Raw genomic sequence first — 15,501 nt, forward strand, 5'->3', positions numbered from 1 at the left:
ATCAATAAGTTTGGTTAACCTAATTTTATTTTAATTGTCTATCTAACCCAAATATGTTACCATCCCTGCTTAGATTAAATGGTCTAAAACGAGGAGTTTATATAAATATAGTGGTATGTATAAAACAGGTGCCCGGGACCTCCAAGGTAAACATAGACCCTAAAACAGGAGTTCTCATAAGAAGCGGTATTGATACCAAGATGAACCCCTATGACCTGTTTGCCCTGGAAGCTGCTTTAAAAATAAAGGAGGAAAAAGGCGGCACCATAAAGGTCATAAGCATGGGTCCCCCGCAGGCTGCAGATGTTATAAAAGAAGCTTACATGATGGGAGCTGATTAGGGGGTTTTGCTTTCCGATAAGAGTTTTGCCGGCGCTGATGTGCTGGCCACCTCCTATACCCTGTCACAGGGTATAGAAAAGCTTGAACCCTATGATTTGATTATTTGCGGAAAACAGACTACTGACGGCGATACTGCCCAGGTAGGGCCGGAGATAGCAGAGTTCTTAAAAATACCACATATAGCTAATGTGCTCAGCATACTTCAGCTGGATGCAGAAAGCATGTGGTTGAAATGGACATGCCCAACACCATAGAAATTGCCAAGTTGAATTATCCCTGCCTGATAACCGTAGAAAAGGATATATATGAACCCCGGCTGCCATCATTTAAGAAGAAGGTAGCTACCAGGGATAGGGAAATTAAGGTACTGAGCTTAAAAGATTTCAAGGATCAGGATACCAACAAATATGGTCTTGACGGGTCACCAACGCAGGTAGAAAAGGTTTTTCCTCCTCCCCAGGATACCAGCCAGGAAAAATGGAGCGGAAGCCCTGAGGAGGCTGCGCAGAAAATTGCAGATAAACTCAGAGAATTAAAGTACATATAAACAGGAGAATATTTATGGGAAGATTAAAGATAAATCAGGAAAAAGTAAATAGAGAAGTTTCCAAAAAACTTATAGAGTTATGCCCCTTTGGCAGTATAAGTGAAAAAGAGGGGCAGCTTGAAATAGATTCAGGCTGTAAAATGTGTAAATTATGTGTAAAAAAAGGTCCCAAAGGAGTTATAGAGTTTATACAGGATTCAGGACCAAAAGTGGATAAGGACCAATGGAAGGATATTACCGTTTATGTGGATCATGTAGATGGAGAAATACATCCGGTTACCTATGAGCTCATTGGAAAAGCCAGAGAACTGGCCCGGAAGGTTGGATTTAAGGTTAATTGCCTGTTTATAGGCCACAGCATTCTGGAAAAGGCTGAACAGCTCCTGGAATACGGAGTGGACCAAGTCTTTGTATATGATGACCAGAAATTAAAAGAATTCCGTATTGAGCCCTATGCTTTAGCCTTTGAAGATTATATAAAACAGCTTAAACCTTCCATCATTTTGGTTGGAGCCACCACCATCGGCAGGTCTCTGGCTCCCCGGGTTGCAGGAAGGTTTAGAACCGGCCTTACTGCTGACTGCACCGTGCTGGACATTAAAAATAATACAGACCTGGTGCAGATAAGACCGGCTTTCGGAGGCAATATAATGGCCCGGATCATTACTCCAAATTCAAGGCCGCAGTTCGCGACCGTAAGGTATAAAGTTATGGACGCCGCTGTTAAATTCAGCAACATGGAGGGGAAAATAAGGGCTATGGATACCGGACAGCTGAAATTTTCTTCAGGCATCGATGTATTAAATATTACTGAAAAGGAAATTGAGGAAAATATATCAGATGCTGAAACTATAATTGCTGTAGGGAAAGCAGTAAAGGATAATAAACAAATGGATATGATCAAGAAACTGGCCCGGCTTCTGGGGGCACAGATTGCTGGAACCAGACCGTTGATAGAATCAGGACTTATAGAGCCTCAGAAACAGATCGGCTTAAGCGGGAGAACAGTTAAGCCCAAACTAATAATCACCCTGGGTGTATCTGGAGCAGTACAGTTTATTGCCGGCATGATCGGCTCTGACCATATATTTGCCGTAAACAAAGATACGCAGGCGCCCATCTTTAATATAGCCAATTACAGCATTGTGGGTGATATTTTTGAAGTGGTTCCCCAGTTAATTGAGGAAATAAAGAAACATAAAGGTACCGATGTTAAAGAATGTGTGGGTGTAAAATGAGGAGGAAGAATGAAAGAAGCAGTAATAAATAATGAATATAAAAAAATTGAATTAGAGGATATAGATTATTTAGCTTCAATAGTGGGCAGGGAAAGCCTTTATTTGGGTGAAGATATACATGAAGATTTTTGCCATGACGAACTGTTTAGCATAAGCCAGATGCCGGATGTACTAATTGAAGTTAAAAATACCGATCAAATATCCAAGGTATTAAAATATGCAAACCAGCATAAAATACCGGTGGTAGCCAGAGGCTCAGGAACCGGTCTGGTAGGAGGAGCTGTTCCTATTTTTGGAGGTATCCTTATCAATATGACCAAAATGGACAAGATTATCAGCCTGGATGATGAAAACCTGGCTCTTACTGTAGAATCTGGAGCTTTGCTTATGGATATAGCCAAGCATGTAGAGGAAAACGATCTCTTCTATCCCCCCGATCCGGGAGAAAAGTCAGCTACTATAGGCGGTAATATAAGCACCAATGCCGGGGGTATGAGGGCCTTAAAATATGGGGTTACCAGGGACTATGTATTGGGCCTGGAAGTAGTACTACCCAATGGAGAAGTACTTGATATCGGAGGAAAGGTAGTAAAAAACAGTTCTGGCTATAGCCTGAAAGACTTATTCTGCGGTTCCGAAGGTACCCTGGGAATAATAACCAAGGCTATACTCAAGCTATTGCCTTTGCCCAAGAAGTTCATCAGTTTACTGGTTCCTTTTCCTGATCTGGATAGTGCCATAGCTGTAGTTCCCAAAATACTTAAGCTGAAGATTGTACCTACGGCCATAGAATTTATGCAAAAAGAAGTACTGAAATCAGCAGAAGAATATCTGGGGAAAAGAATACCTGATAATTCAGGCGCTGCCTCCTATCTGCTGTTTACCTTTGATGGAAACAGTAAGGAAGAAGTTGAAAAGGAATATGAGACCGTGGCCAGGGCCTGTATAGACAATGGTGCTTTTGATGCTTATATAGTAGATACAGATGAAAGAAAGGAAATGGTATGGTCTGCCAGAAATACACTCCTGGAAGCAGTTAAGGCTTCCACTTCTGAACTGGATGAATGCGATGTTGTGCTTCCCCGTAACAAGATTGCTGAATTTGTAAATTGATCCCAACAATATATTAAATCCAGGCAAAGTATGCCAGTAATATCAAGAGGATTTATTTTGAAACCAGTTTTTTAACCTGTCTGCTATCAAGTATCTTGTACTGGCCTTCTTTTAAATCCCCTAAATCATATTTTCCGATTTTGGTTCTTACCAGGTCCTGAACCTGGTAGCCCAGTTTTTTAAACACTCTTCTGATAATCCTTTTTCTGCCCTCTACCAGCCGTAAATCAATCAAGGAGTAATCAGGGTTTCTTTTTAAAACCCGGGTAGACAGTATAGCTACTTCCCGGTCCTCAATTTCTATTCCCTTATTAATCCGCTGTAGATGGGAGTCATCAATAAAACCCTTAATTTTTACTCTATAGGTCTTGGGGATGCTAAATTTAGGGTGAGTAATCTGATAAGCAAGGTAACCGTCATTGGTCATAATTAACAGGCCTCTTGAATTATAATCCAGCCTGCCTGCCGGATAAAGCCTCTGTTCTAAATCTATAAGGTCAGTTACCTTTTTTCTTTTAAAATCATCCTTAACTGTTGACAGATAGCCGCCGGGCTTGTTTAAAGCAATAACCAGCTTGGCCTGGGGATAAACCTTGCGGTCCAGGCAGTATACTTGGTCCTGCTTTCCTACTTTAAGAGAAAGCTTGTCTACAGGCCTGCCATTCACTTTAATTTTTCCATCCAGTATCAGCTGTTCACATTTTCTTCTGGAACCAAGCCCGCAATCTGCCAGATATTTAGCTATTCTAACCTTATTCACTGTCAATACTATCTAATGGTGGTAACTGACTCAAGCTGTCTATTCCCATCAGTTCAAGGAATTTTTCAGTAGTCCTGTAGATTATGGGGTTACCTGGTTCCTTGAGCTTACCTGCTTCCTTCAGCAACCCCTTTTCTACCAGGGTTACTACCACGCTATCGGTCCTTACCCCTCTTATCTCAGCTATCTGGGTACGGGTAACCGGTTGTTTATAGGCGGTTATGGCCAGAGTTTCTAATGCCGCCTGTGAAAGATGGGATCTTATATTGGATTTAACGAAGTCTTTTATGTAATCACTTATGGCCGGATTGGAATAAAAACGGTAGCCGCCGGCCACTTTCCTTAATATAAAGCCCCGGCCGGAATCAATATATTCCTGCTTCAGATTTTCAATTATTTCTTTGGCCTCACCGGGCTCTATGCCTAGAGCATCAGCAATTTCCCTGCTCTTTACCGGCTGCTCGGATATAAACAGGATTCCTTCTATGCATGCTTTTAGAAGTGGCTGATCGGTTTGAAGTAGATTAAATTTTTTATTGGTTTTTTGATTCATCTTTATTTATTTTTTTAATGATTATATTTCCGAAGTTTTCAAATTGAATAATTTCTATTTGTTCATTTTTATACAATTCCAGAATGGATAAAAAGCAAATAATTATATCCAGAACCTGCTTGAACTCCATGGTTAATTGCTTGAAAGTAATTTCTTCTTTTTGTTCCAATCTTATATTTATTCTCTCCATTTCATCATAAATGGACCTTATATTCCGATGATTGTAAGCTATATCCAACCCCAGCTGTACCGGATCCCCCCTGAATAGATTTCTTGCTATCGAGGCCAGATCATTTTTATTAATTCCTTCTAGAAAATTTGGCATAATATCCAAAAATTCTTTTTCTACCGGAGCTTCTCTCACAAAAAACAATTCTTCGGTTTCCAAAGATTTTTCCAGGTATAAGCTCAGTTTCTTAAAAATCCTGTATTCTCTTTCCCTTAATTTAAGAATTTCTTCGCTTATCTCCTGCTGTTTCTGATTTTCTGTATTCTTGGAAGGCAAAAGTGACCGGGATTTTATTTCCAGCAGGACCGATGCAGTATAAATAAACCCGGACAAGGTATCAATAGCCACTTCCCGGTGCTGGTTTATAAAATCAACAAAGCCGCTGATAATCTCATTCATGTTTATCTGGTATATATCAGCTTTTTTGGTTTGCACCAGCTCCAGCAACAATTTTACAGGACCAGACTGGTCCTGGTAATGGATGATGTATTGCCCTGAGCCCTCAGTCAATTCCAATCTTTTCCCTAACCTGTTTTATAGTATTGTTTGATATTTCCCTTACCTGCTCTTTCCCTTTATTTAGTATCTGGTGAATTTTTTTACTGTCCTTTTCCAGCTCTCTTCTTCTGGCCTGAAAATCTTTTAGTGACTCGTAAATAATATCTGCCAGCTCCTGTTTGCATTGTATGCAACCTATTTCAGCATTCCTGCATCTGCTTTCAATGTTCTCTATATTATCTTTCTGATATATATTATGGAAAGTAAACACATTGCAAACCTCAGGATGACCGGGATCTTTGAGCTTTACTCTCTGGGGATCAGTAATCATCATTTTTACCTTTTTGGACATGATTTCATGGCTGTCTGTAAGATAAATGGCATTCCCGTAACTTTTGGACATCTTTCTGCCATCAGTGCCGGGAACCCTGGTGGATTGAGAAAGCAGCTCTTCAGGTTCATTGAAATACTGGCCGTACAGGTAATTGAACCTTCTGGCAATTTCCCTGGTAATTTCCAGATGCGGCAGCTGGTCCTCCCCTACCGGGACAATATTGGCATTAACTATAAGTATGTCTGCCGCCATTATCACCGGATAGGATAAAAACCCCAGCGTAGATAAATCTTTTGATTTCAGCTGGTTGATCTGTTCCTTATAGGTAGGACAGCGTTCCAGCCAGCTTATGGGGGTAATCATGGAAAAATAGAGGGTAAGTTCGGTGATTTCCGGTATATCTGACTGCCGGTATAAATGAGTCTGGTCAGGGTTTACACCCAGAGCAATTAAATCAATTACACAATCCATAAGATTCTGTTTAATATGGGAAGGATTCTGGTATTCGGTAGATAGGGCATGCCAGTCTACCAGAAAGAAGAAATTTTCATACTGGTGCTGATGTTCTATCATATTCATAATATTGCCATGCAGGTGCCCCAGATGGAGCTTGCCTGTGGGCCTGAAACCGGTTAACATTTTTGTTTTTTTCATCCTTATTTCCTTTTGCTCTAGCATTCCTCAAATTAAATATTGCCACCAAAGGCACATACTATATATAAACCCTACAACTGGAGAAATTATATTCCAGAAAAAACTTCCCCCCAAAAATAATATTATAAAAATAAATATAAAACCAAATCTGCCCAGACTCAAGTACTTATACATAGCATTGCTGGGCAAAAAGGAAGCAAGAACCTTGGAGCCATCAAGTGGCGGTATGGGGATAAGATTAAATACTGCTAAAAATATATTAATATAAATAGCAAAAATAAATATATCAGCTATAAATTGTATTGCTGCATTATAGGTATTTCTGGTTAAGAATGCATACAATCCAAAAACTGAACCAAGCATAAAAGCAATTAACAAATTAGTCACTATCCCTGCCAGGGATGTATACCTTATTCCTTTACGGAAATCCCTGAAATAATTAGAATTAATGGGTACCGGCTTGGCATAGCCAAATACTATATTGGAATTAAGCAAAATCAGCAGCAGGGGTAAGATGATGGTGCCAAAAATATCTATATGGGCAACTGGGTTTAAGGTAAGCCTGCCCATATTCCTGGCAGTTGGGTCTCCCTGTTTGTATGCAATATAGCCGTGCGCATATTCATGCAATATTACCCCTAAAAACAGGCCCGGGGCCCAGGTTATTGCCTGCCTTAGGAAATCTACCAAAGAATTGAATAAATTACTCATTAAATCCTGCCGTTTCTAACTTAATTTGTCGGCATAAATTATATGCCTGCCTGGTTATGACCTTATACCTTAACAAAAATTCTCAAATTTGCAACTATGGAAAACCTATGGAATAAGGCCTATATTTCAAACCTCTCTGGGATGATATTTAAAATATATTTTTTTCAGGTGTTTTTTGGTAACAGTAGTATAAATTTCGGTAGAAGATATGCTGCTATGCCCCAGCAATTCCTGTACTGTTCTCAAATCTGCGCCTCTTTCCAGCATATGGGTGGCAAAACTATGCCTCAGTATATGGGGGTAAAGAGTCTTTTTTAAACCGGATAGCCGTCCATACTTTTTCATAATCTTCCACAAAGCCTGTCGTGATAATTGTTTTCCAAATCTATTTAAAAACACATAATCCTGGCCATACTTTACAACTGTTCTCCTTTCCTGGTCTTTGTACCTGGTTAATGCATCCAGCGCCTTCTGGCCTATGGGGGTAACTCTTTCTTTTTTTCCCTTGCCAATAAAGAAAAGCAATCCTTCATCAATATCAATATTTTTTAATTTCAGGTTAACCAGCTCGCTGGCTCTTAAACCACATGAATACAATAGTTCAAACATGGCAATATCTCTCTGTTTAGACTTATTAGCCTTCTTTCTTACTATATCCAAAAAGATAGAGACTTCCTGTTCGGTTAAGACATCCACCAGCCTGCGCGGCAATTTTGGGTTGCTTAACTCTGCAAAAGGGTTTTTTTGAAGCTGTTGTCCCCTTATCAGAAACTTATAGAATCCCCGCAGCGATGATAGAATCCGGGATATGGAGTTACTGCCCTGGTCCTGCCTTAATTGTTTTAAAAATTTAAGAATATCATCATCTTCAACCTGCAGATGGTTAACCTTTTTCTGTTTCAAGAAATTGCCGTATTTTTGCAAATCTCTTCTATAAGCTACTTGAGTATTTGGGCTGAGCATTCTTTCAAACCGAAGATAATCTAAAAAATCCTGAAAATTTTCTTCAAAACTGCGGTCATTTTTTTTCATTTATATAATCCCTGGCCAGCATAAGACCGATAATGGTTTTAGCGTCCTGTATCTGCCCGTTTTTAATCATATCTATAGAATCCTTCAAGTTAAACTTTAATATATGTAGAAACTCATCATCATCCAGGTTGTTATCAGTTATTTTAAAGTCTAAGGCAAGGTACATGTGCAATAATTCATCACAAAATCCAGGGGTGGTATAAAAAGAAGCCAGCTTAATCAATTTACCATTTTCTGCTCCCACCTCTTCCTTTAACTCTCTTTGGGCACAATTTATGGGATCTTCGCCTTCATCCAGTTTTCCTGCAGGTATTTCTATTAAAGTCTGATGAGGTGGGTACCTGAATTGTTTTACTAAATACACCTGGTCCTGGCCATTTATGGGCACAATCCCCACTGCTCCCGGATGGGTGACTTTTTCCCTGGAAGCAATTTTTTTATTGGGCAGCTGAACCTGGTCCAGGTACAGTCCCAGTATTTTACCTTTAAAAATTTGTTTTGAACTTATCTTTTTTTCATATAACTCTTGATCCATAAAAACCCCTAACCATTTATGCTGGATTTACAAATTTCAACCATTAGACTGGAAAGGAGTATCAGCTGTTCCACTTTGACATATTCCTTACAGGTATGCACTTTTTCCATACCTGCAGACAAGTTTACCGCAACCTTTCCTCTGGAATTTATAATATTTACATCGCTGCCTCCGCCAGTAGCCTTCAACCTGGGTTTAATGCCCAATTTTTCAATGGCAGACCTGGCTATGGAAAGGGATATGTCATCTTCTTTTATATCAAACCCATCATACTCTCTTTCCACTTTTACATCTATTTTGGCTTTATATTTTTCTTCCACTATCCTGGCATTTTTTAAGAATTGATCGGTAATCTCATTTAGCCGGTCCACATAAAGGCTTCTGGCTTCCATTTCCATATAAACCTTGTCCGGGACTATATTTTTTGCTTTCCCCCCCCTTATTATTCCCACATTAGCAGTGCTATAATCATCCAGGCGGCCAAATTTACATAACTGTACAAAGCTGGAAGACATTTCAATAGCGTTTATTCCCTTCTCCGGTTCAATACCCGCATGTGCTGCCTTGCCCTTAAAATTGATATAGAAAGAATTTTGATAAGGGGCTTTATTTATTATAGTACCTATATCTCCATCAGCATCGAAGGTAAAGCCGTATTTGGCTCTAACCTTTTCCAGATCAATGTATTTGGCTCCAAATATTCCGCACTCCTCTCCAACTGTCAATAATAGGTATATATCCGGGGTTGCAATTTTCTTTTCCATAATCACCCTGACTGCTTCTATAATTGCCGCCACTGCCACCTTGTCGTCTCCGCCCAGTATACAGCCCTGGTTGCTGTTTACTATCCTGCCATTTTTTAATACCGGCTCAACCTCTCCAGTAAGCTCCACTGTATCCAGGTGAGCATTTAAGAAAATAGGCTGCCCTTCCAGTTTATATTTATTGGAAAACAGGGCAGTTATATTTCCAGAATTGCTGCCGAAATTCTTCCCACTGTCATCTATTGATACCTTAAGGCCCATATCTTCCAAGATATTTTTTACATACTCCACTATTTCTCTTTCATTTCTGGTTGGGCTCTTCACCTTCAGCAGCTTAAAAAAAGTGTCTAGCAGCCGATCCTCGTTTACCCGGTTTTTTCTTTCTTGGTCCATAATTTCTTTATTCTTTCAGTTTTTAATAATATTATTCCTAATAGTAATGAAAACATCCATATTATGCCACTGGCTGTTATTAATTTTAAAAAGTATTGGTAAAAAAATCCCATAGGGAAAAGGGTTATAAGCAGAGAATCACCAGGGAAAATATAATTGCCCTGGGGAAAAAATATCTGGTGAAATTTTTCAAATAAAAGCATGAAATTGCTGCTAAACAGATAGAGAAATACCAGCAATACCATCACCAGAGAAGTCCCGGTAACCAGAGACCATCCTGCAGACCGGATAAATTTTGCTTTATTGCTAAAAAAAAGTATAACTAATGACCCTGCAAATAAAGCTACGGAAATATAAAAAACACCCAGCAGCCAGTTGGTTAAAACCCTTACATCTTTTAGATGGCTTATTTCCTGTAAAGCAAAAGGCGGAGCAGCTCCCGGAGGGTCGTAAATAATTATTTCAGATTTATTTTTAAAAAATTCAATTAAATTTAAGGTTATCTTTTCTAGGTGGGCTTTTTCTATCGACTCTGTGACCTGGTTTTGCCGGTATAGCTCCATATAGGTAGCAGTATTGAAAAAGTAAAGTGCAAAAGGCCCCAGGATTATAATAATCATCAGAGTAATTGCGGTTAAAGCTATAAAAATTTTCCTGAACCAGGTATTTCTCATAAGCTCTCTAACTGTTGGGAATACTTTATAGCCGCTCCAACAAAGTCTCTGAATAATGGATGAGGCCTGTCCGGTCTGGACTTAAACTCAGGGTGAAATTGAACCGCTACAAACCAGGGATGGTTTTTTACCTCTACAATTTCTACCAGGTCCTGGTCGGGATAAATACCGCTAACCATCATCCCTGCTTCTGTTAATCTGTCCCGGTATTTATTGTTTAATTCATAACGATGCCTGTGCCTTTCATGTACCAGCTGCTTGCCATAGGCCTTATAGGCCAATGAACCCTTTTTAAGGCGGCAGGGATACTTGCCCAGCCTCATTGTACCCCCCTTGACATTAATACTCTTCTGTTCGGGCATTAAATCAATTACCGGGTTTAAGGTATCAGCATCAAACTCGGAACTGTTGGCATCCTTTAATCCTAAGACATTTCTGACAAACTCGGTGACCGCGCATTGCATACCCAGGCATATACCCAGATAGGGTATATTGTTTTCTCTGGCATAAGTAATGGCATTGATTTTTCCATCAATTCCCCTGGTGCCAAATCCCCCGGGAACCAGTATGCCCTGCAGCTTTCCCAGCTCCTGTTTAATATTATTTTCCGTGGTAAGGCTTTCAGAATTTATCCACTTAATTTCCACATTTTTTTTAAAATAATAACCGCCATGAGCCAGGGATTCTACTATACTTATGTAGGCATCTTTAAGGCTGGTATACTTTCCTACAATACCAATGGTAACCTTTCCTTCAAGATTATGGATATGTTTTACCATCTGTTTCCAGCTGCCTAAATTGGAGGGGTGCTGCGGTAATCCCATTTTTTCCAGAACTATACTGTCAAGCTTTTCTTTCTGCAATAACAGCGGCACTTCATACAGGTGTTCGGCATCCACTGCATTGATAGTAGCATCCTTTTCTATATCACAGAACAAACCAATTTTAGCCTTTAAGTCATCATTCAGGCCCATCTCACTTCTGCATATTATTATATCCGGCTGAATTCCTATACTCCGTAGTTCTTTGACGCTATGCTGGGTAGGCTTGGTCTTAAGTTCTTCGGTGGTTTTAAGATAAGGCACATAAGTTACATGCATATATAAAACATTTGTTCTGCCCACATCTTTTCTAAACTGTCTTATGGCTTCCAGGAAAGGCAGGCTTTCTATATCCCCTACAGTCCCCCCTATTTCGGTAATAACTATATCTACCCTGCGTTGCTGAAGGGTTTTTTTGATACTGGATTTGATTTCATCGGTTATATGGGGTATAACCTGAACCGTTGAACCAAGATATAATCCCTGCCTCTCATTATCTATTACTGCCTTATAAATCTTTCCAGATGTAAAATTATTGTATTTTGACAGCTCTTCATCTATAAATCTTTCATAATGGCCCAGATCAAGATCGGTTTCTCCACCATCTTCGGTAACAAACACTTCACCATGCTGTATGGGATTCATAGTGCCGGGATCTATATTTATATAGGGATCAAATTTCTGGATGGTAACGCTATATCCCCTTGATTTCAGCAGTCTTCCCAGAGAAGCAGCACATATGCCTTTACCCAGAGAGGACAGCACGCCGCCGGTGACAAATATATATTTAGTATCCAAAATTAATCCCTGCCTTTATCTATATTATGTTTAATAGTGCTGCATTCATTAATCAGCTCCCGGGCATGCTTTATGGATATATTGCTGTTTTTCATTCCGCTCAGCATCCTGGCAATTTCCCCGGTTTTTTGATCCCCGGATAATCTGGTTATTTTAATTTTTGTTCCACCTTCACTGCTGTATTTTTCTATAGCAAAGTTATGCTGTCCAAAAGCAGCAATCTGCGCCAGATGGGTAATGCATATAACCTGGCAACCGGTGGAAATTTTATACAACTTTTCACCCACAATCAGGGAAACAGCCCCTCCTATCCCCGCATCTATTTCATCAAATATCATCACCGAAATAGAATCCACAGACCCGATTATGGATTTTAGAGCCAGCATAACCCTGGAAACTTCCCCTCCGGAAGCAATCTTGTTCAGCGGTTTGGGCTGCTGTCCAAGATTAAGGGATACCTGAAACTCAATATCATCTATACCTTTTTCGGTCAGCTTTACCCTGTCCTGACCTATCATTATGCCATCATCCGATAAGAGGTAATCCTGACTTATTTTAAAAACCACATTCTTGAAATTCAAATCTTTTAACTCTCTGGTAATACGCTCTTCTAGTTCTTTACTGATTTCTTTCCTGATTTCGCTGAGATTTAAAGCCTTGTTGGCTACATCCTGCCGCTGGCCGGCCAGCTCTTTTTTTAAATCTTTTAACTGATTTTCCAGGCTGCTGTAATTATCTATCTGCTTTTTTAAATCCAGGGCATAGGTTTTAAGTTCACTTAAGGTCATTGAATACTTGTTCTTTACCTCATCCAGTTTAAATAAACGCTCCTGTATAAAATCCAATCTCTGGGGGTCATATTCAAAATCGGCCAGATAGCTGTTCAAAAAATGGCTAAGCTCATCAAGCATGTCGCTGGCGGAAGATACTTCTTGTTCAAACTGCGAAAATTGTTTATCTATTTCTGCCAGGCTGTTAAGGCTTTTATGCAGTAATCCCATATTGTTAATAAGAGTCTGATCCCGGTCTTCTTCTCCCTTAATTAGGTTTACCGCCTCGGATATATGCTGGAATATAACTTCATAATTCCTTAAAATTTTTCTTTCCTGTTCCAGCTTTTGCTGCTCGCCTTCATGGATATTCAAAGCTTCAATCTCTTCTAACCTGTACCTCAGGTCATTTAATTTTTCTTCTTTTGCCGACTCCATTTTTTGCAGCTGTTCCAGTTGTTTCTTAATTTTCTGGTATTTATCCAGGGCTTCCCTATACTGATGTTTTTTATCTTCTATTTCCTTTTTGCCATACTTATCTATAACCTCTAAATGATTTTTTTTATTTAAAAGATACTGGTGATCGTGCTGGCCATGTATATCTATAAATATGGAACCAAGCTCTTTTAAGGTTGACACCTGGACAAATATTCCGTTGATAAAAGCCCTGTTTTTTTCATTTCTATTTACTTCCCTGCTAATTATTACTTCATCAGCCTGGTTATCACTGTCAATTAATCCGGCATTTACCAAGTAGTTTTTAGCTGCCCGGCTTTCGTTGAAATCAAAGAAGCCCTGTACCAGCAGCTTGTCCTGATTGTCCCTGATAAGAGAGCTGTCTGCTCTCTCTCCTATCAATAAATTAATAGCTTCAATGATTAAGGTCTTTCCCGCACCGGTCTCCCCGGTTAGAACGCACAGGCCGTTACCCAGCGTTAATTCAGCATCATCAATTATGGCAAAATTTTTAACTTGAAGTTTCTTTAACATTCCTTAAGCTAAGTTAACTCCTGCTCAGTAATTTTTGTTTAAATATCTTGAAGAAGATATTATCATTAAAAGTTATTAATTTTAACTTTAATTTGGAGCTGTTCACCCTGAACACATCCTCATTATTCAGATTAACAGAGCTTTTTACCCCATCTATGCTCAAGGTATTATTAATATTTTTGGTATTAATTTTTATCTGTATCTCACTTTCCGGACTTAAAACCATACTGCGGTTATAAAGGGAATGGGGACAGATAGGGGTAACTATAAATAAATTATTATTAGGTTCTACTACCGGACCCCCTGCCGATAATGAATAGGCAGTGGAACCGGTAGGAGTTGATATTATTATTCCATCTGCGCCAAAATCCATCAGAGAACAATCATTTACTATAACCTCCATTTTTATTATTTTCTCCAGTATGGACCGGGTCAAAGTAAATTCATTTAATGCCAGGTAGGGAATGTTTTGCTCACCTACTATCTGGCCTTGCCTCCATATTCTTCCTTCTATGAGCATCCTTTCTTCAATGGAGTACTCATCTTCCAGCAAATTTTCCATAGCTGTATACAATTGATTGGTCTCGATCTCGGCCAGGAATCCCAGGTTACCAGCATTTACTCCCATTACCGGTATTTCTCTTTTAAATGCATATCTGGCTGCCCTTAAAAAAGTACCATCTCCGCCTACCGAAATGATAATTTCGACATTTTTACTGAAATCATCTTTACTACAGGAAACAAGATTGTACTTCTGTGCCAGAATATCCTGATCCAGAAGATAAACCTGGCATTTATGCTTGATAAGGTAATCGTATACATCCTTGGCAACTAGTATCGCTCTCTCATTTTTATTATTAGAAACCAAACCAATCTTTTTCATAAAACCTATCCGTTCTTATTAAAATAGCAATGAGATTCTCTTACTACATCTTCAACCATTTTATCATAATTTAGATTTATTTCTTTTCCTTTTGCCGATTTTTCCACATAAATCCAATATTCTATATTGCCTTTAGCTCCTTTTATGCTGGAAAATGTAATTCCCTTTAGATGGATATCAGTATTTTTTATGCTTTCCATAAAATCACTTATTGCTTTTATATGCAGTCTGTAATCGGTGATTACGCCACCATCCGGGACCAGGCCTTTCTGTATCTCGAATTGTGGCTTTAGCAGCATCAGCAGCAACCCCCCGGTCTTGGTTATTTCCAAAAGTTTTTGAAAAATAAGTTTAAGCGATATAAAGGAGACATCTACCACGGTTATATCTGCCAGATATGGAAGATCTTCACTGGATAAATTCCTGATATTGGTCCTATCCAGAACTGTAACCCGGTTATCCTTCATTAGCTTCCAGGATAACTGTCCATATCCTACATCAATGGCCACTACCTTGTTTGCCGACTGGCTTAATAAAAAATCTGTAAACCCACCGGTGGAGGCCCCTACGTCTATAGCCTGAAATCCACTAACGCATAGGTCAAATTTAGCGAAAGCAGATTTAAGTTTCAGCGCTCCCCTGGAAACATAATCCAGTTTTTGTTTTACCCTTATATCTGTGTTTTTATCGATTAGTGTTCCCGGCTTATCCAAAACTTGCTGGTTTCCAATTATCCGGCCTTCCATAATAAGGGCCCGGGCCAGTTGCCGGTTTGCAGCCAGCCTCCTGGACATAACTTCATCTATCAATTTTACTCTTTTACTGTTGATTTTTTTCTTCCCTGCCTGATATATAAATTAAG

General features: G+C 39.3%; 15 protein-coding genes and 1 pseudogene. 3 read left to right on the forward strand and 13 right to left on the reverse strand.

Annotated elements, in window-relative coordinates:
* The first annotated feature begins 101 nt into the window (after nt 1–101).
* The 3 genes and pseudogenes from K9H14_05400 (at nt 102) to K9H14_05410 (ending at nt 3,240) form a co-directional block, all read left to right on the forward strand.
* Nucleotides 102–889: pseudogene (locus tag K9H14_05400) on the forward strand (electron transfer flavoprotein subunit beta/FixA family protein).
* A gap of 14 nt (nt 890–903) precedes the next feature.
* The gene (locus tag K9H14_05405) at nt 904–2,127 is read left to right on the forward strand and encodes an FAD-binding protein (protein MCG9479629.1); all 1,224 of its coding nucleotides are present in this window, start codon (nt 904–906) and stop codon (nt 2,125–2,127) included.
* Between the two features lie 9 nt (nt 2,128–2,136).
* Complete coding sequence (locus K9H14_05410) at nt 2,137–3,240, forward strand: FAD-binding oxidoreductase (GenBank protein ID MCG9479630.1); 1,104 nt, start codon at nt 2,137–2,139, stop codon at nt 3,238–3,240.
* Between the two features lie 52 nt (nt 3,241–3,292).
* Here K9H14_05410 and K9H14_05415 read toward each other — a convergent pair whose 3' ends face one another.
* The 13 genes from K9H14_05415 to K9H14_05475 form a co-directional block, all read right to left on the reverse strand.
* Complete coding sequence (locus tag K9H14_05415; protein ID MCG9479631.1) at nt 3,293–4,000, reverse strand: rRNA pseudouridine synthase; 708 nt, start codon at nt 3,998–4,000, stop codon at nt 3,293–3,295.
* Nucleotides 3,993–4,553, reverse strand: a complete 561-nt coding sequence (scpB, locus tag K9H14_05420) for an SMC-Scp complex subunit ScpB (GenBank protein ID MCG9479632.1) — start codon at nt 4,551–4,553, stop codon at nt 3,993–3,995. Before scpB ends, K9H14_05415 begins: the two co-directional genes overlap by 8 nt.
* Nucleotides 4,534–5,298, reverse strand: coding sequence for a segregation/condensation protein A (locus K9H14_05425; protein MCG9479633.1), 765 nt, complete (start codon nt 5,296–5,298; stop codon nt 4,534–4,536). Before K9H14_05425 ends, scpB begins: the two co-directional genes overlap by 20 nt.
* Nucleotides 5,285–6,268 (reverse strand): tryptophan--tRNA ligase, encoded by a 984-nt coding sequence (trpS, locus tag K9H14_05430; protein ID MCG9479634.1) that lies wholly within the window; start codon nt 6,266–6,268, stop codon nt 5,285–5,287. The genes K9H14_05425 and trpS overlap by 14 nt, the downstream gene beginning before the upstream one ends.
* Nucleotides 6,269–6,295: 27 nt before the next feature.
* Nucleotides 6,296–6,979 (reverse strand): site-2 protease family protein, encoded by a 684-nt coding sequence (locus tag K9H14_05435; protein ID MCG9479635.1) that lies wholly within the window; start codon nt 6,977–6,979, stop codon nt 6,296–6,298.
* A 126-nt stretch (nt 6,980–7,105) separates the two neighbouring features.
* Complete coding sequence (gene xerD, locus K9H14_05440) at nt 7,106–8,011, reverse strand: site-specific tyrosine recombinase XerD (GenBank protein ID MCG9479636.1); 906 nt, start codon at nt 8,009–8,011, stop codon at nt 7,106–7,108.
* The gene (locus K9H14_05445; protein MCG9479637.1) at nt 7,998–8,546 is read right to left on the reverse strand and encodes an NUDIX hydrolase; all 549 of its coding nucleotides are present in this window, start codon (nt 8,544–8,546) and stop codon (nt 7,998–8,000) included. Before K9H14_05445 ends, xerD begins: the two co-directional genes overlap by 14 nt.
* A gap of 8 nt (nt 8,547–8,554) precedes the next feature.
* Nucleotides 8,555–9,703 carry a M20/M25/M40 family metallo-hydrolase gene (locus K9H14_05450; GenBank protein ID MCG9479638.1) on the reverse strand — a complete coding sequence of 383 codons (1,149 nt, stop codon included), beginning with the start codon at nt 9,701–9,703 and terminating at the stop codon, nt 8,555–8,557.
* Nucleotides 9,676–10,377 (reverse strand): DUF1461 domain-containing protein, encoded by a 702-nt coding sequence (locus tag K9H14_05455; GenBank protein MCG9479639.1) that lies wholly within the window; start codon nt 10,375–10,377, stop codon nt 9,676–9,678. The genes K9H14_05450 and K9H14_05455 overlap by 28 nt, the downstream gene beginning before the upstream one ends.
* Entirely contained in the window at nt 10,374–11,996 is a 1,623-nt protein-coding gene (locus K9H14_05460) for a CTP synthase (protein MCG9479640.1), read from the reverse strand. Before K9H14_05460 ends, K9H14_05455 begins: the two co-directional genes overlap by 4 nt.
* A gap of 2 nt (nt 11,997–11,998) precedes the next feature.
* Nucleotides 11,999–13,756 (reverse strand): DNA repair protein RecN, encoded by a 1,758-nt coding sequence (gene recN / locus K9H14_05465; protein ID MCG9479641.1) that lies wholly within the window; start codon nt 13,754–13,756, stop codon nt 11,999–12,001.
* A gap of 13 nt (nt 13,757–13,769) precedes the next feature.
* Nucleotides 13,770–14,639: an NAD(+)/NADH kinase gene (locus K9H14_05470; GenBank protein ID MCG9479642.1), complete on the reverse strand. Its 870-nt coding sequence runs from the start codon at nt 14,637–14,639 to the stop codon at nt 13,770–13,772.
* 5 nt (nt 14,640–14,644) lie between these two features.
* Entirely contained in the window at nt 14,645–15,448 is an 804-nt protein-coding gene (locus K9H14_05475; protein MCG9479643.1) for a TlyA family RNA methyltransferase, read from the reverse strand.
* Between the last annotated feature and the right edge of the window lie 53 nt (nt 15,449–15,501).

Source organism: Actinomycetes bacterium (genome assembly GCA_022396035.1).
GTDB lineage: Bacteria > Actinomycetota > Humimicrobiia > Humimicrobiales > Humimicrobiaceae > Halolacustris.

Excerpts from the sequence above, each read along its gene's own strand:
- K9H14_05435 (MCG9479635.1), bottom strand. The coding sequence starts at position 6,979 with ATGAGTAATTTATTCAATTCTTTGGTAGATTTCCTAAGGCAGGCAATA.
- K9H14_05455 (MCG9479639.1), bottom strand. The coding sequence starts at position 10,377 with ATGAGAAATACCTGGTTCAGGAAAATTTTTATAGCTTTAACCGCAATT.
- scpB (MCG9479632.1), bottom strand. The coding sequence starts at position 4,553 with ATGAATCAAAAAACCAATAAAAAATTTAATCTACTTCAAACCGATCAG.
- K9H14_05405 (MCG9479629.1), top strand. The coding sequence starts at position 904 with ATGGGAAGATTAAAGATAAATCAGGAAAAAGTAAATAGAGAAGTTTCC.
- K9H14_05450 (MCG9479638.1), bottom strand. The coding sequence starts at position 9,703 with ATGGACCAAGAAAGAAAAAACCGGGTAAACGAGGATCGGCTGCTAGAC.
- K9H14_05445 (MCG9479637.1), bottom strand. The coding sequence starts at position 8,546 with ATGGATCAAGAGTTATATGAAAAAAAGATAAGTTCAAAACAAATTTTT.
- K9H14_05470 (MCG9479642.1), bottom strand. The coding sequence starts at position 14,639 with ATGAAAAAGATTGGTTTGGTTTCTAATAATAAAAATGAGAGAGCGATA.
- xerD (MCG9479636.1), bottom strand. The coding sequence starts at position 8,011 with ATGAAAAAAAATGACCGCAGTTTTGAAGAAAATTTTCAGGATTTTTTA.
- K9H14_05410 (MCG9479630.1), top strand. The coding sequence starts at position 2,137 with ATGAAAGAAGCAGTAATAAATAATGAATATAAAAAAATTGAATTAGAG.
- trpS (MCG9479634.1), bottom strand. The coding sequence starts at position 6,268 with ATGAAAAAAACAAAAATGTTAACCGGTTTCAGGCCCACAGGCAAGCTC.
- recN (MCG9479641.1), bottom strand. The coding sequence starts at position 13,756 with ATGTTAAAGAAACTTCAAGTTAAAAATTTTGCCATAATTGATGATGCT.